Raw genomic sequence first — 23,529 nt, 5'->3', positions numbered from 1 at the left:
TTCCCATCCCGAACACGGAAGTTAAGCTCTTTTGCGCCGATGGTAGTTGGGGGTCTCCCCCTGTGAGAGTAGGACGTCGCTGGGCACCAGAAAGAAAGTCAGAACCGTTTCCGGTTCTGGCTTTTTTTGCGTTCTTTAATTTTATTCATTAAACTTAAACATTTTGGCTTTATAGTTACCGTTTATCATAATGATTGAATGTTATTTAATAAGGGAAAAGCAAAAATGAGGTGAGGAATATGAAAGCAGGATTATATAAAGTGGTAACAATTGATAAACGAACTGCTTTACTGACATCAGAGGATGAGCAGCATGAGCAGTTTACGTTTCCTGTAGCTGACTTTACGCATAATGTATCGGTTGGTGACGTGGTAGAAATCTGGCGAGAAGGCACCAAGTGGAAAACGAAGTACAAAGAAGAAAAAACTGAATCCATTTCAAGTCATGCAAAAGATTTTATGAAGCGTATGCTTGATGAGGAATAATTAAGTAACTACCTCAGCTTTTTTGTCTTGCCCTTTTTTGGAGCCTTCTTTTTTTTTTCGAACATACTATTTGAAATCTCTAAAATAGTTGGTGTATAATTAAGTCAAATATAGTCAAAGTCAATTTTGGCATATTATGTATCGAAGAGGTGAAGGCGATGCGGAATATTTCAGATGTGATTGAAGGTTATTTGAAGCAAGTTATCGAATTAAGCGAGAGGGACCATATTGAAATTAAGAGAAGCGAAGTCGCTGAAAAGTTTCAATGTGTCCCTTCTCAAATAAATTACGTCATCAATACAAGGTTTACCGTTGATCGTGGTTATTTAGTGGAAAGCAAACGGGGAGGCGGAGGTTATATCCGCATAAAGCGAATACGCCTCCATAAAAAATCAGATGTTTTAGCAGAAATTATCAATCGTTTGGAACATGGGGCATCACAAAGTATGGCAGAAGATATAGTATTTCGGCTGCTGGATGAAGAAATTGTTTCTAAACGTGAAGCGAAGTTGATGTTAAGTGCAGTTGATCGTTCTACATTGCTTTTGCCTTTGCCTCTTCGAGATGAAGTAAGGTCACGAATTCTTATTGCAATGCTTTTTTCATTAAAATTTCAGTCTAACGCTTAAGAGGTGATAAGATGATTTGCGATCAGTGTGGAGAACGTCCTGCTTCAGTTATAGTAAAACAAACTCAGCAAGGGCAGACGATAGAGCGCCATTTATGCCATGTTTGCGCAGCTGGAAACCAAAGCATTAATATTGCCTTTGAACAGGACCCGATGGCTATTCATCAATTATTGTCTAATTGGTTTCCTGTCCACCAGACTACGGTAAGCCCTGTCCGTAAAGAAGTGGCAATTTGCCCATCCTGCGGGTTTACGTTTACGAAGTTTTTAAAGCTAGGCAAGTTCGGGTGTGTTTCTTGTTACGATACATTTGAACCGCAACTCGATGAAATTTTTAAACGCCTGCATAATGGGAACAAAGAACATACCGGTAAAATTCCTGCATCTTATGGGAATACGTTAAAGATAAAAAAAGAAATAGAAGAATTGCGGAAGCAAATGAAGACGTCAATTGAAGAAGAAGACTTCGAAGGAGCTGCAAAGTTACGCGATGAAATTCGCGTATTGAATTCGCAGCTTGAAGGGGGTGTTTCTAATGGCAATTGAACGTTTCCTTCAGCCAAGAGCAAGCAGTTGGATGGCTAATGACGGAGAAAATGTCGATATTGCGATGAGCACACGTATTCGTTTAGCGCGAAACTTAAGTGATTTTCAATTTCCATATGCTTTTTCAGAAGATGAAGCGCTAAAAGTAGACAAAGCAATTTCGGCGGTTTTATTGGACAAAGGAAGAGAATTGGATTATAACTTTACTCATATTGACATACAAAAGACGTCTCAGTTGGACCGGGAGATTTTGGTTGAAAAGCATTTAATCAGCCCTTATCTGGCTAGAGGCCAACATTCAGGTTCTGTTCTTTTGTCAGATAATGAAGAATTGAGTGTTATGGTCAATGAAGAGGACCATTTGCGAATACAAAGTTTGCAGTCCGGTTTTCATCTGCAAGAAGCCTATCAAGTAGCCAATAGGCTCGATTCACTGCTTGAAAAGCATTTGTCTTATGCTTTTCATGAGAAATTCGGTTATTTAACAAGCTGTCCGACGAATACGGGTACTGGGATGAGGGCATCCGTGATGCTCCATTTGCCGGCATTGACAATGTCGCATCAAATCAACCGTATTATTCCCGCTATATCACGCCTTGGCATGGTTGTGAGAGGGAGTTACGGTGAAGGCAGCGAAGCACTTGGAAATGTTTATCAGATTTCAAACCAACTTACACTTGGGAAATCTGAATACGAAATTCTTAAGGATCTTCAAAACATGACAGAACAGATTATCCAACAAGAACGCCGGGCAAGGGAAGCCATTCAAGAAAACTCGCCGCTTGTGTTGGAAGACCGGATTTACCGGTCGCTTGGAACGCTTACCCACTCCCGCCTGCTGACAACAGAAGAGGCTGCGAAGTGTTTGTCAGACGTCCGTTTGGGTATTGATTTAAAAATGATCAAAGATATGGATATGTCCATATTGAATGAGTTGATGATTTTCATGCAGCCCGCTTTTCTCCAGCAATATTCAAGTAAACCACTGGAGCCGAAAGAACGAGATTATGCACGAGCGAAATTGTTTCGCGAACGCTTGAATAAAGAAAGCTTAAATGATGAAGGAGAGGATTTTATATGATGTTCAACCGATTCACACAACGCGCACAGAAAGTTCTTCAATTAGCTCAAGAAGAAGCAATCCGCATGAAACATGAATCAATCGGCACAGAGCACATTTTGCTTGGCCTGATTCGTGAAGGCGGCGGCATTGCTGCTAAAGCTCTTGAAGCGATTGAAGTGAATACACAGTTGATCGAAGAAGGCGTAAAAGAACTTGTTGGAGTCGGCGAGAAAAACGTCGGGCCGATCGTCCACTATACACCAAGAGCGAAAAAAGTTATCGAGTTGTCTGTAGATGAATCCCGTAAATTAGGCCATTCTTACATTGGCACAGAACATTTATTGCTTGCATTGATTCGTGAAGGCGAAGGCGTGGCGGCACGTGTATTGGGAAATGCGGGCGTCAGCTTGAACAAAGCCCGTCAGCAAGTGCTACAATTGCTCGGAAGCAACGAACAGGCTTCTACCGGCAGCAACCCGAATGCATCAGCTAATACACCAACATTGGATGGTTTGGCACGTGATTTGACTCAAGTTGCACGCGAAGGCAGCCTGGATCCAGTTATCGGTCGCAGTGATGAAATCACACGTGTAATTGAAGTGTTAAGCCGCAGAACAAAAAACAACCCAGTCTTGATCGGTGAGCCTGGTGTCGGTAAAACAGCAATTGCTGAAGGATTGGCACAGCAAATCATCAACAATGAAGTGCCGGAGACATTGCGCGACAAACGAGTTATGGTTCTGGATATGGGTACGGTAGTTGCAGGCACAAAATACCGCGGTGAATTTGAAGACCGCTTGAAAAAAGTGATGGATGAAATTCGCCAAGCAGGCAATATCATTCTCTTTATCGATGAGCTTCACACATTGATTGGAGCAGGTGGCGCTGAAGGGGCAATTGATGCATCGAACATTCTTAAGCCATCTTTAGCACGCGGTGAATTACAGTGCATTGGCGCAACAACACTTGATGAGTACCGTAAATACATTGAAAAAGATGCGGCTCTTGAACGCCGTTTCCAACCAATCCAAGTGGATGAGCCGACAGTTGAAGAGTCGATTCTGATCATTAAAGGATTGCGCGACCGTTATGAAGCCCATCACCGTGTGAAAATTACTGATGAAGCGATTGAAGCAGCAGCGAAAATGTCTGACCGCTACATCTCTGACCGGTTCTTGCCGGATAAAGCGATTGATTTGATCGATGAAGCAGGTTCTAAAGTAAGACTTCGCTCTTACACAACTCCACCTGATCTTAAAGAATTGGAAGCAAGACTTGAAGCTGCACGCCATGAGAAAAATGAAGCTGTGCAAAGCCAAGAGTTTGAAAAAGCAGCTTCCCTTCGAGATGTTGAACAGAAATTAAAAGATCAGCTAGAGAAAACGAAAAAAGAATGGAAAGAAAAGCAAGGCAAAGAAGAATCACAAGTGACTGTAGAAGATATTGCGAAAGTTGTCTCTATGTGGACTGGAATTCCGGTTTCCAAACTTGCGCAAACCGAATCTGATAAGTTGTTGAACTTGGAGCAAATTCTTCACGGCCGTGTCATCGGCCAAGAAGAAGCGGTCACTTCGATTTCAAAAGCGATCCGCCGCGCACGCGCTGGATTGAAAGATCCGAAACGTCCGATCGGTTCATTTATCTTCCTTGGACCAACTGGTGTTGGTAAAACAGAACTTGCTCGTGCTCTTGCTGAATCTATGTTTGGCGATGAAGACGCAATGATTCGTATTGATATGTCCGAGTATATGGAAAGACATTCCACTTCACGTCTTGTCGGTTCACCTCCAGGATACGTTGGTTACGAAGAAGGCGGCCAGTTAACTGAAAAAGTACGCCGCAAGCCATACTCGGTCATTTTGCTCGATGAAATCGAAAAAGCTCACCCGGATGTCTTTAATATCTTGCTTCAAGTGCTTGAAGATGGCCGCTTGACTGATTCAAAAGGCCGCAGAGTCGACTTCCGTAATACCGTCATTATCATGACTTCAAACGTCGGTGCGGAAGAGCTGAAATACAACAAATATGTTGGCTTCAACTTGGAAGATGCAAAAACTGATTATAAAGATATGAAAGATAAAATGCTTGGCGAGTTGAAAAAAGCATTCCGTCCGGAATTCTTGAACCGTATTGATGATATGATTGTCTTCCATTCGCTTGAAAAAGATAACTTGCGTGAAATTGTAACGTTAATGACAAAACAATTGACTGATCGCTTGAAAGAACAGGATATTGATCTGGAATTGACTGAAGCGGCTCTTGATAAAGTGGCGAGCGAAGGATATGATCCTGAGTATGGGGCACGTCCACTTCGCCGTGCGCTTCAAAAACATGTTGAGGACCGCTTGTCTGAAGAGTTGCTGAAAGGTACAGCACTTGCTGGCCAGCACATTATATTTGATGTAGAAGATGGGGAATTTATTGTCCGCACAGACCAGCCGACTGTAGAATTACAGAAGAAGTAAGTGAGGGCGTTCCGCTCGCCGGATATCCGGCGGGCGGTTTTTTATTGAAAAACAGGAGGTACCGTATGGCTAAGAAGAAAACAAAGTTCATGTGCCAATCGTGCGGCTATGAATCGGCTAAATGGATGGGGAAATGTCCAGGCTGCGGCGCATGGAATACGATGGTGGAAGAAGTGGAAGTGGCGGCGCCTAAAGGACCGCGCGGAGCTTTTCAACATTCTGCAAGTGTGGCGCAAAAAGCGACACCGATCAATTCAATTGAAACCCAGCAGGAGCCGCGGGTAGAAACGAAGCTTGGAGAGTTGAACCGGGTGCTTGGCGGCGGTATTGTGCCAGGATCTCTTGTGCTGATAGGCGGAGATCCAGGGATAGGGAAGTCTACGTTATTGCTGCAAGTTTCGGCGATGCTAGCAAACAGCGGCAGCCGCGTTTTGTATATTTCTGGTGAAGAATCCATCCGGCAAACAAAGCTTCGAGCTGAGAGGCTGGATGCATCCTCCTCAGAGTTGTATATTTACGCTGAAACGAATTTGGAATTGATCCATCATACAATTGAAGAAGTAAATCCTGATTTTGTCATTGTCGATTCAATCCAAACGGTACACCATCCGGAAGTAACGTCAGCACCGGGCAGCGTTACCCAAGTACGGGAAAGTACGGCTGAATTAATGCGTATTGCGAAAACTAAAAACATCGCAATCTTCCTCGTGGGACACGTAACGAAAGAAGGGCAGATTGCCGGGCCGCGTATTCTTGAGCACATGGTAGATACGGTGCTGTATTTTGAAGGCGAACGCCATCATACGTACCGCATATTGCGGAGCGTGAAAAACCGCTTTGGTTCTACCAATGAAATCGCAATTTTCGAGATGCTGCAAAGTGGGTTGAAGGAAGTGCTGAATCCATCCGAACTGTTCCTGCAAGAACGCTCGAGTGGAGCTGCAGGTTCGACAGTCGTAGCTTCAATGGAAGGTACGCGCCCGATTCTTGTTGAAATCCAAGCTCTGGTGACTCCTTCGAGCTTCAATTATCCAAAGCGCATGGCAACGGGCATTGACCAAAACCGGGTGTCACTCCTAATGGCGGTATTGGAAAAACGCGTTGGCATGCTGCTCCAGGCGCAAGACGCCTATATCAAAGTTGCAGGCGGCGTAAAGCTTGATGAGCCGGCAATTGATCTTGCGGTGCTTGCAAGTATTGTGTCGAGTTTCCGGGATACTGCACCAAACGTTTATGACTGTATTATCGGAGAAGTAGGATTGACTGGCGAAATCCGCCGTGTATCACGAATTGAACAGCGCGTCCAAGAGGCGGCAAAACTTGGGTTCAAACGGGCAATTGTGCCGGCTTCCAATCTCGGGGGCTGGGATTACCCGGAAGGCATTCGAGTCGTCGGCGTTGAAAGCGTCAATGATGCATTAAAAGAAATTTTTCCGCAGTAAGGAGGCAAATTTGCCTCCTTTTTTCTTTGGCACAGGGTTGATAAGGGTCAAAAAAGCGTTTCCTTAACAAACAGTGTATAATTAGCAAAAGGAGGTGGAGTACATGTTAAGGAGAATTATCCAGATTTTATTTTTATTGATTGGCGCTACTGTCGGAATTATATTTTTACCTTATGTTTTTGAACTTATCCCTTTTCTCGACAACCCTTGGAGCAACAATGCTATTGTAGCTGCTTTGATCGGAGCCATTGTTTTCTTTTTGTTATCTCTCTTGTTTGCAGATTCAATCGTCAAATTTATGAAATGGATGGAAGAAAAGTTATTGCGTGCCCCAACCCCGGATCTGCTTTTCGGGACGGTCGGACTGATTTTAGGTTTGGTTGTGGCATTTTTGATCGGCTTTGCCCTCAGCACCATTGATATCCCAGTGGTGGCTACTGCAGCACCGATTGTTTTATCGGTTGTGCTCGGCTATTTAGGGTTTCAGGTAGGGTTCCAAAAACGGGAAGAGATGGTGGCAATGCTAACGCCGCGAATAGGAGCAGCCAAAAAAGCGGAAATTGAAGAACCGATTCAAAAGACTACTTATAAATTGCTGGATACGAGCGTTATTATCGACGGCCGGATTGCCGACATTTCAGCCACCGGATTTATGGAAGGAACCTTTGTGGTTCCACAATTTGTCTTATCTGAGCTGCAGCATATCGCAGATTCCTCCGATACATTAAAGCGGACCCGCGGGCGCCGAGGCCTGGATATTCTGAAGCGCCTGCAAAGCGAGCGCGAAGGTGCCATTATGATTACAGAAGAAAGCTTTGATGAAGTTAGTGAAGTGGACTTGAAGCTTATGAGAGCTGCGAAGAAAATGGGCGGACAAGTAGTAACAAACGACTTTAATCTCAATAAGGTCTGTGAACTGCACAACGTTCCGGTATTAAATATCAACGATTTAGCAAATGCAGTGAAACCAGTTGTAATTCCAGGAGAAGATATGCATGTGGTCGTTATCAAAGACGGAAAAGAACAAAATCAAGGAGTTGCGTACTTGGACGATGGTACGATGATTGTGATCGAAGATGGCAAAGGCTTTATCGGACAGGCAATTGATGTTACTGTAACAAGTGTATTGCAAACTTCAGCAGGGCGCATGATTTTCGCGAAACCGCGAGACGGCCGCCAAGCTTCAATGAATGGATAAAGGATGTCGCAAAATGAACTATACAGTCGTCTTGCCTGCTGGCGGAAGCGGGAAACGAATGAAAGCAAATAAAAACAAGCTATTGCTGGAGCTTTTGGGCAAGCCTATTTTTCTTCACACATTGGAAGTGTTTCAACATGATCCCAATTGTGACGCAATTTGGCTTGCTGTAAAAGATGATGAGCGCCAAGTGATTGACAGCTACGTAAAAAAGCATAAAATCACAAAAGTTCGCGGCTATGCAGAAGGCGGAATGGAGCGGCAAGACAGTGTAAGATCTTGTCTTGAAGCGATTCCGCCTTGTAGCATTGTCTTGGTTCATGATGCGGCACGCCCGTTCATCGACCGGGAAGTGATTGAGCGTCTTGTGGAAGCAGCCCATTCTACGGGCGCTGCCATTGCAGGGGTTCCTGTTAAGGATACGATAAAGAAAGCAACAGGCGGCGTAATAACAGAAACGGTGGACCGTAACCAGTTGTGGATCATCCAAACGCCGCAAGCTTTTAAATATGACCTGATTTTAAAGGCTGCAAAAGCGGCAGTGAAAGACGGCTTTCTTGGTACGGACGAAGCGATGCTCGTAGAACGCTTGAATTACCCGGTACAAATTGTAGAGAGTACCTATGAAAACGTGAAAATGACGACACCGGACGACTTGATTTATGGGAAAGCCATTTTGGAGAGCCGGATACAGGAGGAAAAACGATGATGCGAATTGGACAAGGATACGACGTACATCAATTAGTGGAAGGAAGACCCTTAATATTAGGCGGAATTGATATCCCTCATGACCGGGGCTTGCTCGGGCATTCCGATGCAGATGTCTTGCTTCACACCATTACCGATGCGGCACTCGGCGCAATCGGCGGAGGAGATATCGGCAAGCATTTTCCGGACACTGATCCGGAATTCAAAGACGCTGATTCGAAAAAGCTGCTGAGCCATATTTGGGAAATCGTTAAAAGTGAAGGATATGAACTAGGAAACGTGGATTGCACAGTTATCGCACAGAAGCCGAAACTGGCTCCTTATATCGAACAAATGCGCGAATCGATTGCCGGATTGCTTGAAGCAGACGTTTCCCAAGTGAACGTTAAAGCCACTACATCGGAGCACTTGGGCTTTACAGGACGTGAAGAAGGAATTGCCGCGCTTGCGGTCATTTTGCTGGTGCAACGCCCACTTTCGTTAGATGTTCCAGAGTGATAGAATAGCAGAAGGATATTTTTTAGGAGGAAAACACATGACACAACAAGTACGCGTACGCTATGCCCCGAGCCCGACTGGACATTTACATATCGGCGGAGCCCGCACAGCGCTATTCAATTATTTATTTGCCCGACACAACGATGGGAAATTCATCGTCCGCATCGAAGATACGGATATCGAACGCAATATCGAAGCCGGTGAGCTGTCGCAGCTCGACAACTTGAAATGGCTTGGCATTGACTACGATGAATCGGTTGATGTCGGAGGCGATTATGGTCCATACCGCCAAATGGAGCGTTTGGACTTGTATAGCGGTTATGCACAGGAAATGCTGGAAAACGGATCAGCTTTCAAATGCTTCTGCTCGCCTGAAAAATTGGAAGCGGAGCGCGAAGCGCAGAAAGAAGCGGGAATTGCTGCTCCTCAGTACAGCGGAACGTGCCGCAATTTGACGGTAGAAGAAGTGGCCGAAAAAGAAGCGGCAGGTCTTCCTCATACCATTCGCATGAAAGTGCCGGCTGACGTAACGTATGAGTTTGAAGATTTGGTGCGTGGTCCAATTTCATTTGAATCAAAAGACGTTGGCGATTGGGTGTTGGTTAAGACAAACGGCATTCCGACATACAATTTCGCTGTTGTCATCGACGATCACTTGATGGAAATTTCCCATGTATTCCGCGGGGAAGAGCATTTGTCGAATACACCAAAGCAGCAAATGGTATTTAACGCACTAGGCTGGGAACACCCAACTTATGGCCATATGACCCTCATTGTCAACGAAGACCGCAAAAAACTATCAAAACGCGACGAATCGATTATTCAGTTCATCTCGCAATACAAAGACCTTGGCTATATACCGGAAGCGTTGTTCAATTTCTTTGCGCTCCTGGGCTGGTCTCCAGAAGGCGAAGAGGAGATCTTCTCGAAAGAAGAATTGATCCGGATTTTTGATGTAAATCGCTTGTCGAAATCCCCTTCAATGTTTGATAAACAGAAGTTGACATGGATGAACAACCAGTACATCAAAGCAATGCCGCTCGAAGAAGTGGTGAAACTAGCGCTTCCGCATTTGCAAAAAGCCGGAAAACTTCCTGAGGCGCTTACGGAAGAACAAACTGAGTGGGCAAACAAATTGATTGCGTTGTACCATGACCAATTGAGCTTCGGTGCAGAAATTACAGAGCTGTCAGAACTGTTCTTCGCTGATGAGCTCGCTTATGGCGAAGCAGAACAAGAAGTGCTGGCCGGAGAACAAGTACCGGAAGTCATGGCTTCGTTCAAAGAACAGCTTGAAGGGCTTGAAACATTCGAACCGGCAGAAATAAAATCGGCAATCAAAGCAGTCCAAAAAGCGACAGGCCATAAAGGGAAAAACTTGTTCATGCCAATACGCGTCGTAACGACTGGGCAAACGCACGGTCCGGAATTGCCGGATTCGATCGCCCTTTTAGGAAAAGAAAAGACGATTGCCCGTGTAGCTGGTTTCGCAAAGGCATAAGATTGACTTATAACTTAAAAAGTGTACAATAAATTTACCATTACGAAATCGTTGACGAGAAGAAGTATATGCAGCATGCGCAAAAGAGAAGATCATCATCGGCTGAAAGTGATCCGCGCCCCTGCAGCATAGAAATGCCTCTCTGAGTGCTGAGTCGAATCGAGTAGACCAGACGTATTGCCTGCGTTAAAGGTGTTCGAGAGAAGAGGGACCAGTCCCTTTTAATCAGAGTGGAACCGCGCGAACATGCGTCTCTGTCATATTAATGACAGGGGCGCTTTTTATTTTGGCAGAGAAAGGAGCTGAGCAGCATGTGGAAAAGAATAAAAGACGACATAGACGTTATCTTTGAACAAGATCCGGCGGCACGCAGTTATTTTGAAGTGATGTTGACTTACTCGGGCTTGCATGCCATTTGGGCGCACCGCATCGCGCACCTCTTTTTTAAAAAGAACTGGTTTTTCTTAGCTCGTGTCATCTCCCAAATCAGCCGATTTTTCACTGGCATTGAAATTCATCCGGGAGCGGTCATAGGCCGCCGGTTTTTTATCGATCACGGCATGGGGGTCGTAATTGGCGAGACTTGCGAAATCGGCGATAACGTTACTCTGTACCAAGGAGTGACGCTTGGCGGTACGGGGAAAGAAAAAGGAAAACGGCATCCGACCCTTGAAGACAATGTGCTTGTTGCGACAGGTGCAAAAGTATTGGGCTCGATTACGATTGGCGCCAATTCAAAAGTTGGGGCAGGTTCAGTCGTCTTGAAAAATGTACCGGCCAATTCGACTGTTGTTGGAATTCCTGGCAAGGTAGTCATCAAAGATGGTATAAAAGTGAAACCGGATTTGAACCATCAAGATTTACCGGATCCGATCATGGATAAAGTAGAAGCGATGGAGTTCAGACTGGCTGAATTGCAGAGGGAAGTCGAAGGGTTGAGAAAAGCTAAAAAGGAAGAAGGGAAGCTGTCATGAGCATTCAAATATTCAACTCATTATCACGCGAAAAAGAAGCGTTTATTCCGTTAGAAGAAGGAAAAGTAAAAATGTATGTGTGCGGACCAACTGTCTACAATTACATTCATATTGGAAATGCGCGTCCGGTTATTGTCTATGATACGGTCCGCCGCCATTTGGAATATAGAGGATATGACGTAACGTATGTGTCCAATTTCACGGATGTTGATGATAAATTGATCAAGGCCGCAAACGAATTGGGCGAAAAGGTGCCGCAAATCGCGGAACGGTTTATCCAAGCTTATTTTGAAGATACGAAAGCGCTCGGCTGCGATGAAGCGGATATCCATCCACGCGTTATGGACCATATGCCGCAAATTATCGAGTTTATCGAAGCGCTGATCGAAAAAGGCTTTGCTTACGAGTCGCAAGGAGACGTCTATTACCGGACGCGCAAATTCGAGGGCTATGGCAAGCTGTCGCATCAATCGGTCGATGAACTGAAAATTGGCGCCCGCATTGAAACCGGCGACAAAAAAGAAGACGAGCTGGATTTTGCCTTGTGGAAAGCGGCGAAACCAGGCGAGATTTTTTGGGAAAGCCCCTGGGGCAAAGGGCGTCCGGGCTGGCATATCGAGTGCTCCGTAATGGCACGCGAACACCTTGGCGATACAATTGATATCCATGCCGGAGGGCAGGATTTAACGTTCCCGCACCATGAAAACGAAATTGCTCAATCTGAAGCGTTGACTGGAAAAACTTTTGCACGTTATTGGATGCATAATGGGTATATAAATATTGACAATGAAAAAATGTCGAAGTCATTGAACAATTTTGTGTTGGTCAATGACATCTTGAAAGAGCTTGATCCGCAAGTTCTTCGGTTCTTTATGTTATCAGTCCACTATCGCCATCCTATCAATTACTCGCGGGAATTAGTGGAAGATGCTCGTGCCGGGCTTGAACGCCTGCGTACCGCTTACAGCAATCTAAAACACCGTCTAAGCGCATCGGCTGACCTGGGCGACCACTCAGATATTTGGCTATCAAAAATTGAAGAAATCAAAAATGAATTCATCAGCACGATGGACGACGACTTCAATACAGCAAATGCCATTTCAAAAGTATTTGACTTGTCTCGCCTGTCGAACACATACCTGATGGAAAAGCAGACGTCGACAAATGTGATTCAGGCATTTATTCAGACATTCGATGAACTGGTTGGAGTCTTGGGTGTGCCGTTCAAGCAAGAAGAGGAATTGCTTGATGCGGAGGTTGAGGCTTTGCTTCAGGAGCGCATTGAAGCCCGTAAAAACCGTGATTTTGCAAGAGCGGATGAAATCCGTGATTTGTTCAAAGAAAAAAACATCATTCTGGAAGATACTGCACAAGGTACGCGCTGGAAGAGGGGGTAATAAGGTGAACGTTTTACGAAACAGGGACGTTGACCAGTTGAATGCACTGGCCCTCGCTTATATGGGAGATGCGGTTTTTGAACAAGCTGTACGCGAGCATTTATTGCGCTCGGGACATGTCAAACCCAATATGCTGCATCGCCAGTCCACTACATTCGTGTCAGCAAAAGCGCAAGCGATGGTGCTGAAGCGGTTGACGGAAGAGGAATTTCTAACAGAAGCGGAATTGGCGGTCATGAGAAGAGGACGCAACGCCAAATCGGGCAGTGTGCCTAAAAATACTGACGTTCAAACGTATAATTTCAGTACGGCGTTTGAAGCGGTGTTAGGCTGGCTTTACTTGAAAGAGCAGCAGGAGAGGCTCCACGAAATCGTTTCTTATTCGATTGCTATCGTGGAAGAGCTGAGAGGAGTGATCAAATGAGCGAAGAAACAACATCAGAGATAATTGGCGGCAAGAATCCAGTGCTTGAAGCGCTTCGGGCAGATCGTGATATCAACAAGATCTGGGTTGCTGAAGGCGTACAGAAAAAAGGCATCACGGAATTGCTGCAGTTGGCAAAAGATAAAGGAGTTTTGGTTCAATTTGTACCAAAGAAGAAAATTGATGGGTTGACTGATTCGAACCATCAAGGCATCGCTGCAGCGGTTGCGGCTTATAACTATGCAAGTCTTGATGATTTGTTCGATGCGGCCGCTTCCCGTTCGGAAGATCCGTTCTTTTTGATCTTGGATGAACTAGAAGATCCCCATAACCTTGGATCGATCATGCGGACAGCCGATGCAGTCGGCGTCCACGGGCTGATCATTCCGAAACGGCGGGCTGTCGGCTTGACAGCGGTAGTCGCAAAAGCTTCGACTGGTGCTATTGAGCATATTCCGGTAGTGCGTGTTACAAATCTATCGCAAACGGTAGACGAATTGAAAAAACGGGGCGTTTGGATTGCCGGAACGGATGCAAAAGAGTCAGCGGACTACCGACAAATGGACGCCGCATTGCCGCTCGCCGTCATTATTGGCAGCGAAGGCAAGGGGATGAGCCGGGTTTTGCGTGATAAATGCGATTTCCTTTACCAGTTGCCAATGGTTGGGCATGTGACATCGCTGAATGCATCGGTAGCTGCAAGCCTCTTAATGTATGAAGTTTACAGAAAGCGCCATCCGCTCGGATAGGGGTAAAGGCCATGAACATTCTGCTGGTTGATGGATACAATATCATTGGTGATTGGATGGAGCTGAAAGAATTAAAAAAGGGCAAATTAGCGGATGCCAGAGACCGTTTAATTGAACAGATGGCCGAGTATCGAAGCTTTAAAGGATGGCGCGTTATCGTGGTATTCGACGCACATCTTGTCCCTGGAATCGAAGCAAAAAACAAGCATCATGACGTTGAAATCATTTTCACGCGAGAAAGTGAAACAGCGGATGAGCGGATTGAAAAACTTGCGTCGAGCTTGAAAACGCGGCGCGACCAAATCCATGTCGCGACTTCCGATTCAACGGAACAATCGGTGATTTTTGCCAAGGGCGCATTGCGTATTTCCGCGCGTGAGTTAGAAATCGAAATGGAAGAAATCCAAAAGAAAATAACAAAAAGAGTGAAAGAAATTCAAGAACAACGGGCGTCATCCAAAATTCCGCTGTCCGGTGAAGTTGAAGAAATTTTCGAAAAATGGAGGCGCGGACAGAAATGAACGGTTGACGCTCAAAATTTTCTTCCTGTATACTGATGTTTAAGAGGCTCGCGCAACCGGAGGGATACCCGTGGGAAATCATGAGCAAGTTCAACCCCAACGCTTTACCGATATGACAGATGAAGAACTTGTTAGTTTAGTCCACAGCGGAAATACTGAGGCCTTGGATTATTTAATCACGAAGTTTCGGCACTTTGTACGCATGAAAGCCCGCTCTTATTTCTTAATCGGTGCCGACAAAGAAGATATTATACAAGAAGGCATGATCGGCCTGTACAAAGCGATCCGTGATTTTCGGAGTGATAAATTGTCTTCGTTTCGTGCATTTGCCGAATTATGCATCATTCGGCAGATTATCACGGCGATCAAAACTGCGACAAGACAAAAACATATCCCTTTGAATTCTTACGTATCGCTGGACAAACCTATTTACGATGAAGAATCCGACCGTACATTAATGGATGTGCTGACCGGAAACACGATAGACGACCCGGAAGAATTGATGATCAACAACGAAGAGTTTCTCTTTATGGAAGAAAAAATGGGAGAAGTACTCAGTGATTTCGAGCGCGAGGTATTGACTTTTTATTTGGATGGCCAATCTTATCAAGAGATTTCAGAGAAATTGGGCCGGCATGTCAAATCAATCGATAATGCATTGCAGCGGGTAAAGCGAAAGTTGGAGCGCCACCTGCAAACGAACGAGACCGGCACCTCTTGAGGTGCGGTTGACAGGTTAGTTTTAAGGTGATACGCTTGGAAAAGCTGCAAACTCGAATAGGATGAGGGAAATGGCTAAAAAAATCGTTTTAAGCTGCTCGAAGTGTGCATCACGCAATTATACGGTTCCAGCGAAAGCAGAGCCTAGCACCCGTTTGGAACTCAAAAAATTCTGTGCTCGTTGCAATGAGCATACCGTGCATAAACAAACGATATGAATTTTACTTGAATGCCGGACGATATAGAGTGATTTTGAAATTCGGAGGTTTTTTAAATAATGGGTAACATTGGTGGGTTCTTCAATAATGTTCTTTCAGAAATGAGAAAAGTCAGCTGGCCAAAACGTAAAGAGCTGACACGCTACACCGTCGTTGTTCTGTCAACATGTATCTTCATGGCTCTTTTCTTTGCTGCAGTCGATGCAGGCATTTCAGAATTGATCCGCTGGTTCTTAGCACTTTAAGCCAACAAGAATAACGAATAAAAATAGCCCGTCATTCTATTCGAACGGGTTTTTTAATTTGGGAAAAAAGGAGGGATGGACGTCTAGTCCGCGCAATTATGGAGAAAAATTGGTATGTAGTTCATACTTACTCTGGATATGAAAACAAAGTAAAGGCGAACTTGGAAAAGCGTGTTGAAACAATGGGCATGCAAGATAAGATCTTTCGCGTCATCATTCCAGAAGAACAAGAAACAGATTTCAAAGATGGCAAGAAGCGCACAGTAATGCGCAAAACTTTCCCGGGATACGTATTGGTCGAATTGATCATGACGGATGAATCTTGGTATGTGGTCCGGAATACACCTGGGGTTACTGGCTTTATCGGCTCATCAGGCGGTGGAGCAAAACCGACTCCGCTTTTGGATGAAGAAGTAGAGTTCATCTTGAAACAAATGGGTATGGCAGGGCGCAAACTTGATATTGACTTTGCGGTCAGCGATACGGTTGAAGTGATGGAAGGGCCGTTTGCCAACTTCCAAGGCAAGGTAGAGGAAATTGATGAGACAAAAGGCAAGGTTAAAGTATCGATCGATATCTTCGGACGGGAAACAAAAATGGAACTGGATTTCGAGCAAGTTCAAAAGGTGTAAAAATTACTTGCTATTCTGTTTCATCAGTGTTATTATTTCATAGGTCAGACTGTCAGAGTACCATCTGTACATTTTAACTAATTCTATCAACAAGGTTGATAGACGGATATTGAGTGGGAGGGGAAACCCTATTACCACATCACGGACTTAAGGAGGTGTGTTTCGTGGCTAAAAAAGTTATTAAAGTTGTAAAATTGCAGATCCCTGCAGCAAAAGCAAATCCAGCGCCACCGGTTGGTCCAGCATTGGGTCAAGCAGGTGTTAACATCATGGGCTTCTGTAAAGAATTCAACGCGCGTACTGCAGAACAAGCAGGACTTATCATTCCAGTTGAGATTTCAGTATTTGAAGACCGTTCATTTACTTTCATTACGAAAACTCCACCCGCTGCTGTTCTTTTGAAAAAAGCGGCTGGTATCGAGTCAGGTTCAGGCGAACCGAACCGCAATAAAGTAGCGACTGTGAAACGCGATCAAGTTCGCGAAATCGCAGAAACTAAAATGCCAGATCTAAATGCCGCTTCAGTTGAAGCTGCAATGTTGATGGTTGAAGGTACTGCTCGCAGCATGGGCATTACAATCGAAGACTAATTATTAGTAGTTGTTTTTGGATGGGTTGCGTTGAGTTCGATAGTGAACAACGCAGCCCTTAATCGTGGGAGGCTTACACCGTTAGACCACAACAAGGAGGACGTTTAAAATGGCTAAAACAAGCAAAAAGCTGCAAGAAGCAGCAAAACTTATCGACCGTTCAAAACTTTACAATGCAACAGAAGCGATCGAACTTGCGAAAAAAACTAGCACAGTTAACTTTGACGCAACAGTAGAAGTAGCTTTCCGTCTTGGAATTGATACGCGTAAGAACGACCAGCAAATCCGTGGAGCAGTTGTGCTTCCGAACGGTACTGGTAAAACTCAAAGCGTATTGGTTTTCGCTAAAGGCGAAAAACTTAAAGAAGCTGAAGCTGCAGGCGCTGACTATGTTGGCGATGCTGAATATATCCAAAAAATCCAACAAGGATGGTTTGACTTCGACGTGATCGTAGCAACTCCTGATATGATGGGTGAAGTTGGTAAACTTGGACGCGTTTTAGGACCAAAAGGCTTAATGCCAAACCCTAAAACAGGCACAGTTACTTTTGACGTAACAAAAGCTGTTCAAGAAATCAAAGCTGGTAAAGTGGAATACCGTGCAGACAAAACTGGTATCATCCATGCTCCAATCGGAAAAGTTTCTTTCGATGACAGCAAACTAGCTGAGAACTTAGCGGCAATCTTCGACGTAGTGCAAAAAGCGAAGCCATCGGCTGCTAAAGGTACTTACATGAAGTCGTTGAATGTTACAACTACAATGGGGCCTGCTGTTAAAGTAGACACTAATACTGTAATCGCTAAATAATCTATTGACATACTATTTCTCCTTTGCTATAATAGCGAAGTTGTGAAATATCCATTTGTACCGCAGACAGCAGGGGCGCCAGCCGCTTAATTTATCCCTGCCGAGGACATGATGAATTCAGTACACATCTTTTTGATGCTGACTTTATGCCTCTGTGTCTGTTAAAAGACCAGAGGCTTTTCTTATGTGTGAAACCGGTATAAGTGAAAAAATCTACAGGAGGTGCCAAAATGAGCAAAGCAGTTGAAACGAAAAAAGTTGTCGTACAAACAATCGCTGATAAATTCGGTGCTGCAGCTTCGGTTGTAGTTGTTGATTATCGCGGATTGAATGTTGCCCAACTTACAGAACTTCGCAAACAGCTTCGTGAAGCAGGAATTGAGTTTAAAGTCTACAAAAACTCAATGACTCGCCGCGCAACAGAAATGCACGGACTTGAAGCGATCAACGAACACTTTGTAGGTCCAAACGCCATTGCATTTTCAAACGAAGATGTAGTAGCACCAGCGAAAATCATCAACGATTTCGCTAAAAAGAACGAAGCACTTGAGATCAAAGCAGGTGTTATTGAAGGCACGATTGCATCAGCAGACGAGGTTAAAGCGTTGGCGGAACTTCCATCACGCGAAGGCCTACTATCTATGCTACTCAGCGTACTTCAAGCACCAGTCCGCAACTTTGCCGCTATTACAAAAGCAGTTGCAGACAGCAAAGAAGAACAAGGCGCTTAATAAGTTAGCCGGTTAAGAAGCTACACAAAAAAATCACCTAATATATAGGAGGAAATTATAATGACACAAGAACAAATCTTAGACGCAATCAAAGAAATGACAGTTCTTCAACTTAACGACCTAGTAAAAGCAATCGAAGACGAGTTCGGCGTAACTGCTGCAGCTCCTGTTGCTGCAGCTGCTGCTGGCGGTGCTGCTGAAGAAGAAAAAACTGAGTTTGACGTTGTCCTTGCTTCTGCAGGCGACCAAAAAATCAAAGTAATCAAAGTAGTACGCGAAATCACTGGTCTTGGCTTGAAAGAAGCTAAAGGTCTAGTTGACGAAGCTCCTAAAGCGCTTAAAGAAGGCGTTTCTAAAGAAGAAGCAGAAGAAATCAAAGGCAAACTTGAAGAAGTTGGCGCTTCAGTAGAAGTTAAGTAATTTCAAGAATCCATAAAAAGATAGAAAAGCTCGTCAGTGCATACCGACGGGCTTTTCTTCTTTTTAAATTTAAAGTTATGGTTAGAAATGGATTAATGTAAGGGGGACCTCATATGTCGCAACATTACTATTCCAAAAATCCTCAAACAAAAAGCAATCCTCGAGAATGGACATATACATTGCGAGGCGAGAAATTCCATTTCCATACAGACGCAGGCGTTTTTAGCAAAGGTGAAGTGGATTTTGGTTCGCGTCTATTGATTGAAGCGTTTCAAGATTCGGAAGTAGATGGACCAGTGTTGGATGTTGGGTGTGGATATGGACCGATCGGAATGGCAATCGCCAAAGCGTATCCTCAAAAAGAAGTTCATATGGTAGATGTCAACACGCGTGCAATCGAGTTGGCCAGAAAAAATTCAGAAAAAAATGGAATCCAAAATGTGAAGATTTACGAAAGTGATGGACTTGCTTCGGTGGAAGAGGCGGATTTTTCGGCTATCTTAACAAATCCTCCGATTCGTGCAGGAAAAGAAACGATTTTTCGTTTTTATGAAGAAGCTTTCGGTAAATTGGCAGCTGGTGGATCTCTTTGGGTGGTTATCCAAAAAAAGCAGGGAGCTCCTTCGACGCAGGAGAAGTTGGAAGAACTTTTTGGGGAAGTACAGGTAGCAGATAAGAAAAAGGGCTACTTTATTTTTGAAGCAAGAAAAGTTTGACTTGACAAAACGCCTGTGATATCATAATAAAATGCAAAATTTATTATTTTGAGGTCGTTTGCCCTTTTTCGGGCATGGCATGGCGACAGAACAAATCACGTGGTAACCGAAAATGAGCTAAAATTAGTCTCGTTTTCTTTTTGTCTTTTCGATATCATACACTATTTAGTGGAAATCGCAAAGACCTATAATCGTTTTATTGAGGGGTGAATAAGTTGGCAGGTCAACTAGTTCAGTACGGTCAGCATCGTCAACGCAGAAGTTTTTCGAGAATCAGTGAAGTACTGGATCTTCCGAACTTGATTGAAATTCAGTCATCGTCTTATGAGTGGTTCCTTGAAGAAGGATTGCGCGAAATGTTCCGGGACATCTCACCGATTGAAGATTTCACAGGGAATCTGTCGCTCGAGTTTGTTGATTACAGTCTCGCAGAACCAAAATATCCAGTCGATGAATCTAAGGAACGAGATGTAACTTACGCGGCTCCGCTTCGTGTAAAGGTGCGTCTTCACAACAAAGAAACGGACGAAGTGAAGGAACAAGATGTCTTTATGGGGGATTTCCCGTTAATGACAGAAACCGGAACTTTTGTGATCAATGGTGCAGAGCGCGTTATCGTTTCTCAATTGGTACGTTCGCCAAGTGTTTATTTCCATGACAAAACAGATAAAAATGGTAAAAAAGGCTTTGGAGCCACGGTTATTCCAAACCGCGGTGCATGGCTTGAATACGAAACAGATGCAAAAGACGTTGTGTATGTCCGAATCGACCGCACCCGTAAATTGCCTGTGACTGTTCTTTTAAGAGCTCTTGGATTTGGTTCCGACCAAGAAATCATTGATTTGCTTGGCGACAACGAATTCCTTCAGAACACGCTGGAAAAAGACAACACAGAAAGCACTGAAAAAGCGCTTCTGGAAATCTACGAACGCTTGCGCCCTGGTGAACCACCAACGGTTGAAAGTGCAAAAAGCTTACTTTACTCACGTTTCTTCGACCCGAAACGCTATGATTTAGCAAATGTGGGCCGCTATAAAATGAACAAAAAGCTTCACATTAAAAACCGTCTTTTCAACCAGACCATTGCTGAAACATTGGTTGATCCTGAAACAGGCGAAATTTTGGTGGAAGCTGGAACATTGATCGACCGCCGAGTTTTGGATCGCTTGATTCCTAACTTGGAGAGTGGCGTCGGTTTCCATACAGTGAATCCGGTAAACGGTGTTCTTGAAGGAGACGTTACACTTCAATCGGTTAAAATCTTTGCTCCAAACGATGAAAGCCAGAAAGAAATTACCGTTATCAGCAACGCTTACGTGGAAGACGCCATCAAACACGTAACTACAGCAGATATTATTTCTTCTATTAGTTACTTCTTTAACCTACTTTATGGTGTTGGAAACACAGATGATATCGATCACCTTGGTAACCGTCGCCTTCGTTCAGTAGGGGAGCTATTGCAAAACCAGTTCCGCATCGGTTTATCCCGTATGGAACGTGTAGTGCGTGAGCGTATGTCGATCAACGACACACAAGCAATCGTGCCACAGCAATTGATTAATATCCGTCCAGTTATTGCATCAATCAAAGAGTTCTTCGGCAGTTCTCAGCTTTCCCAGTTTATGGACCAAACAAACCCATTAGCTGAACTGACACACAAACGCCGTCTATCGGCGCTTGGACCCGGTGGTTTGACACGTGAACGCGCAGGGTTTGAAGTGCGTGACGTTCACTACTCCCACTATGGCCGTATGTGTCCGATTGAAACGCCTGAGGGCCCGAACATCGGTTTGATCAATACACTTTCAACATTTGCCAAAGTAAATAAATTCGGTTTTATTGAAACGCCGTATCGACGTGTGGATCCTGAAACCGGCATTGTAACTGAACACATCGATTATTTGACAGCTGACGAAGAAGACAACTATGTAGTGGCGCAGGCCAATTCAAGATTGAACCCAGATGGTTCATTTGTTGAAGAAGAAGTTGTTGCTCGTTTCCGTGGTGAAAACACCGTCTATAAACGCAGCAGCGTCGACTATATGGACGTTTCTCCAAAGCAAGTTGTTTCTGTAGCAACAGCATGTATCCCGTTCCTTGAAAACGATGACTCCAACCGGGCATTGATGGGAGCGAACATGCAGCGTCAAGCTGTTCCGTTGTTGAATCCTGAAGCGCCTTTCGTAGGTACAGGTATGGAGCATCTTGCAGCACGCGACTCAGGAGCAGCGGTAATCGCTAAATACGAAGGTATTGTGGAATCTGTAGAAGCCAAAGAAATCAAGGTTCGCCGCATTGAAGAAATCGACGGCCAAGAAGTGAAAGGCGACGTAACCACATACAAACTGCAAAAATTTGTCCGTTCTAACCAAGGAACCAGCTATAACCAGCGCCCGATTGTCAAAGTGGGCGACCGTGTGTCAAAACGCGATATCCTGGCGGATGGTCCTTCAATGGAGCGCGGCGAAATGGCATTAGGGCGTAACGTGCTAGTAGCCTTCATGACATGGGATGGCTTTAACTATGAAGATGCGATCATCATGAGCGAACGCCTTGTTAAAGATGATGTTTACACATCTGTCCATATTGAAGAATACGAATCCGATTCACGCGATACAAAACTAGGGCCTGAAGAAATTACTCGCGATATTCCGAACGTAGGGGAAGATGCGCTTCGTAATTTAGATGACCGTGGAATTATCCGTGTCGGAGCGGAAGTTAAAGATGGCGATATTCTAGTTGGTAAAGTTACTCCTAAGGGAGTTACAGAGTTGACAGCTGAAGAACGCTTGCTGCATGCAATCTTTGGAGAAAAAGCGCGTGAAGTGCGTGATACTTCGCTGCGTGTGCCTCACGGCGCCGGCGGTATTGTACTTGATGTGAAGATTTTCAACCGCGAAGACGGCGATGAGCTGCCACCAGGTGTTAACCAGCTGGTCCGTGCTTATATCGTTCAAAAACGTAAAATTTCAGTCGGCGATAAAATGGCCGGCCGCCATGGTAACAAAGGTGTTATTTCGCGCATTCTTCCAGAAGAAGATATGCCGTTTATGCCAGATGGAACTCCTGTCGACATCATGCTTAACCCGCTTGGTGTACCTTCACGGATGAACATCGGGCAAGTGTTGGAGCTGCATTTAGGTATGGCTTCCCGTTCACTTGGAATTCATATGGCATCTTCAGTATTTGACGGTGCCAATGAAGAAGATGTTTGGGGAACAATGGAAGAAGCAGGAATGTCGCGCGACGGGAAAACCGTTCTTTATGACGGCCGTTCCGGTGAAGCGTTCGACAACCGTGTCTCTGTAGGGATCATGTACATGATCAAACTTGCGCACATGGTTGACGATAAGCTGCACGCCCGTTCAACTGGTCCTTACTCTCTTGTTACCCAACAGCCTCTTGGCGGTAAAGCCCAATTCGGCGGACAGCGTTTTGGTGAAATGGAAGTATGGGCACTCGAAGCTTATGGTGCTGCCCATACCCTTCAAGAAATCTTAACGGTCAAGTCGGATGATGTAGTTGGTCGTGTTAAAACATATGAAGCTATTGTCAAAGGCGAAAGCGTACCAGAACCAAGTGTTCCAGAATCATTCAAAGTATTGATCAAAGAACTTCAAAGTTTAGGTATGGACGTTAAAATGCTGACAATTGATGATGAAGAAATTGAATTGCGTGATTTGGACGAAGAAGATGACCTTCAGCCAGCTGATTCATTGAACATCTTGCCAATTGCAGATAAAGAAGCGCCTGTTGGAACAATTGATTGATAAACTTTGGAATCGGACGGCTATGAACAGCCGTTCGGCTTCCATTTGCTTGGTCATAAACGAGGAAGAGCCGCGCAGAA

The 23,529-nt window shown here is 44.6% G+C and carries 25 protein-coding genes, 1 rRNA gene and 2 other annotated features; all 26 genes read left to right on the top strand.

Features of this window, described 5'->3' with window-relative positions; all coding sequences use genetic code 11:
• Window positions 1-85, top strand: a 5S ribosomal RNA gene (gene rrf / locus FQV30_RS17825); the annotation flags it as partial.
• A gap of 154 nt (window positions 86-239) precedes the next feature.
• Window positions 240-485, top strand: coding sequence for a hypothetical protein (locus FQV30_RS17820; RefSeq protein WP_146501460.1), 246 nt, complete (start codon window positions 240-242; stop codon window positions 483-485).
• A gap of 158 nt (window positions 486-643) precedes the next feature.
• Window positions 644-1,114 carry a CtsR family transcriptional regulator gene (locus FQV30_RS17815; protein WP_146501459.1) on the top strand — a complete coding sequence of 157 codons (471 nt, stop codon included), beginning with the start codon at window positions 644-646 and terminating at the stop codon, window positions 1,112-1,114.
• Between the two features lie 11 nt (window positions 1,115-1,125).
• Window positions 1,126-1,659: a UvrB/UvrC motif-containing protein gene (locus tag FQV30_RS17810; protein ID WP_146501458.1), complete on the top strand. Its 534-nt coding sequence runs from the start codon at window positions 1,126-1,128 to the stop codon at window positions 1,657-1,659.
• Window positions 1,649-2,740: a protein-arginine kinase McsB gene (gene mcsB / locus FQV30_RS17805; RefSeq protein WP_146501457.1), complete on the top strand. Its 1,092-nt coding sequence runs from the start codon at window positions 1,649-1,651 to the stop codon at window positions 2,738-2,740. The genes FQV30_RS17810 and mcsB overlap by 11 nt, the downstream gene beginning before the upstream one ends.
• Entirely contained in the window at window positions 2,737-5,187 is a 2,451-nt protein-coding gene (gene clpC, locus FQV30_RS17800) for an ATP-dependent protease ATP-binding subunit ClpC (RefSeq protein ID WP_146501456.1), read from the top strand. The genes mcsB and clpC overlap by 4 nt, the downstream gene beginning before the upstream one ends.
• A gap of 65 nt (window positions 5,188-5,252) precedes the next feature.
• The gene (gene radA / locus FQV30_RS17795; protein ID WP_146501455.1) at window positions 5,253-6,629 is read left to right on the top strand and encodes a DNA repair protein RadA; all 1,377 of its coding nucleotides are present in this window, start codon (window positions 5,253-5,255) and stop codon (window positions 6,627-6,629) included.
• A gap of 103 nt (window positions 6,630-6,732) precedes the next feature.
• Window positions 6,733-7,827, top strand: coding sequence for a PIN/TRAM domain-containing protein (locus FQV30_RS17790; RefSeq protein WP_146501454.1), 1,095 nt, complete (start codon window positions 6,733-6,735; stop codon window positions 7,825-7,827).
• 13 nt (window positions 7,828-7,840) lie between these two features.
• Window positions 7,841-8,536, top strand: a complete 696-nt coding sequence (ispD, locus tag FQV30_RS17785) for a 2-C-methyl-D-erythritol 4-phosphate cytidylyltransferase (protein ID WP_146501453.1) — start codon at window positions 7,841-7,843, stop codon at window positions 8,534-8,536.
• Window positions 8,533-9,033, top strand: coding sequence for a 2-C-methyl-D-erythritol 2,4-cyclodiphosphate synthase (gene ispF / locus FQV30_RS17780; protein WP_146501452.1), 501 nt, complete (start codon window positions 8,533-8,535; stop codon window positions 9,031-9,033). Before ispD ends, ispF begins: the two co-directional genes overlap by 4 nt.
• Window positions 9,034-9,070: 37 nt before the next feature.
• On the top strand, window positions 9,071-10,534 hold the full coding sequence (gene gltX, locus FQV30_RS17775; RefSeq protein ID WP_146501451.1) for a glutamate--tRNA ligase: 1,464 nt from the start codon (window positions 9,071-9,073) through the stop codon (window positions 10,532-10,534).
• Window positions 10,535-10,576: 42 nt separating this feature from the next.
• Window positions 10,577-10,793, top strand: a binding site (T-box leader).
• Between the two features lie 52 nt (window positions 10,794-10,845).
• Window positions 10,846-11,508, top strand: a complete 663-nt coding sequence (cysE, locus tag FQV30_RS17770) for a serine O-acetyltransferase (protein WP_146501450.1) — start codon at window positions 10,846-10,848, stop codon at window positions 11,506-11,508.
• Window positions 11,505-12,905, top strand: a complete 1,401-nt coding sequence (cysS, locus tag FQV30_RS17765; RefSeq protein ID WP_146501449.1) for a cysteine--tRNA ligase — start codon at window positions 11,505-11,507, stop codon at window positions 12,903-12,905. The genes cysE and cysS overlap by 4 nt, the downstream gene beginning before the upstream one ends.
• Before the next feature lie 4 nt (window positions 12,906-12,909).
• A complete protein-coding gene (locus FQV30_RS17760) occupies window positions 12,910-13,329 on the top strand; it encodes a Mini-ribonuclease 3 (protein WP_146501448.1) in 420 nt (139 codons plus the stop codon).
• Window positions 13,326-14,078, top strand: a complete 753-nt coding sequence (gene rlmB / locus FQV30_RS17755; protein ID WP_146501447.1) for a 23S rRNA (guanosine(2251)-2'-O)-methyltransferase RlmB — start codon at window positions 13,326-13,328, stop codon at window positions 14,076-14,078. The genes FQV30_RS17760 and rlmB overlap by 4 nt, the downstream gene beginning before the upstream one ends.
• A gap of 11 nt (window positions 14,079-14,089) precedes the next feature.
• Window positions 14,090-14,599: an NYN domain-containing protein gene (locus FQV30_RS17750; protein WP_146501446.1), complete on the top strand. Its 510-nt coding sequence runs from the start codon at window positions 14,090-14,092 to the stop codon at window positions 14,597-14,599.
• 70 nt (window positions 14,600-14,669) lie between these two features.
• On the top strand, window positions 14,670-15,320 hold the full coding sequence (gene sigH, locus FQV30_RS17745) for an RNA polymerase sporulation sigma factor SigH (protein ID WP_146501445.1): 651 nt from the start codon (window positions 14,670-14,672) through the stop codon (window positions 15,318-15,320).
• A gap of 61 nt (window positions 15,321-15,381) precedes the next feature.
• A complete protein-coding gene (gene rpmG / locus FQV30_RS17740; protein ID WP_370512414.1) occupies window positions 15,382-15,537 on the top strand; it encodes a 50S ribosomal protein L33 in 156 nt (51 codons plus the stop codon).
• Window positions 15,538-15,596: 59 nt separating this feature from the next.
• A complete protein-coding gene (gene secE / locus FQV30_RS17735) occupies window positions 15,597-15,782 on the top strand; it encodes a preprotein translocase subunit SecE (RefSeq protein ID WP_146501443.1) in 186 nt (61 codons plus the stop codon).
• A 98-nt stretch (window positions 15,783-15,880) separates the two neighbouring features.
• Window positions 15,881-16,414: a transcription termination/antitermination protein NusG gene (gene nusG, locus FQV30_RS17730; RefSeq protein ID WP_106534490.1), complete on the top strand. Its 534-nt coding sequence runs from the start codon at window positions 15,881-15,883 to the stop codon at window positions 16,412-16,414.
• A gap of 164 nt (window positions 16,415-16,578) precedes the next feature.
• Window positions 16,579-17,004 (top strand): 50S ribosomal protein L11, encoded by a 426-nt coding sequence (gene rplK / locus FQV30_RS17725; RefSeq protein WP_052654209.1) that lies wholly within the window; start codon window positions 16,579-16,581, stop codon window positions 17,002-17,004.
• Between the two features lie 109 nt (window positions 17,005-17,113).
• Window positions 17,114-17,812 (top strand): 50S ribosomal protein L1, encoded by a 699-nt coding sequence (gene rplA, locus FQV30_RS17720; RefSeq protein WP_146501442.1) that lies wholly within the window; start codon window positions 17,114-17,116, stop codon window positions 17,810-17,812.
• Between the two features lie 42 nt (window positions 17,813-17,854).
• Window positions 17,855-18,004 (top strand) — a sequence feature (ribosomal protein L10 leader region).
• A gap of 38 nt (window positions 18,005-18,042) precedes the next feature.
• Complete coding sequence (rplJ, locus tag FQV30_RS17715; RefSeq protein WP_146501441.1) at window positions 18,043-18,543, top strand: 50S ribosomal protein L10; 501 nt, start codon at window positions 18,043-18,045, stop codon at window positions 18,541-18,543.
• A 60-nt stretch (window positions 18,544-18,603) separates the two neighbouring features.
• Window positions 18,604-18,963 carry a 50S ribosomal protein L7/L12 gene (rplL, locus tag FQV30_RS17710; protein WP_146494279.1) on the top strand — a complete coding sequence of 120 codons (360 nt, stop codon included), beginning with the start codon at window positions 18,604-18,606 and terminating at the stop codon, window positions 18,961-18,963.
• 113 nt (window positions 18,964-19,076) lie between these two features.
• A complete protein-coding gene (locus tag FQV30_RS17705; RefSeq protein WP_146501440.1) occupies window positions 19,077-19,679 on the top strand; it encodes a class I SAM-dependent methyltransferase in 603 nt (200 codons plus the stop codon).
• 215 nt (window positions 19,680-19,894) lie between these two features.
• On the top strand, window positions 19,895-23,449 hold the full coding sequence (gene rpoB / locus FQV30_RS17700; RefSeq protein ID WP_146501439.1) for a DNA-directed RNA polymerase subunit beta: 3,555 nt from the start codon (window positions 19,895-19,897) through the stop codon (window positions 23,447-23,449).
• Window positions 23,450-23,529: the final 80 nt, after the last annotated feature.

This window comes from Planomicrobium sp. CPCC 101110 (assembly GCF_007859395.1).
In the GTDB taxonomy this organism is placed as follows: Bacteria; Bacillota; Bacilli; order Bacillales_A; family Planococcaceae; genus Planococcus.
This window is presented reverse-complemented; position numbering and strand designations above follow the sequence as displayed.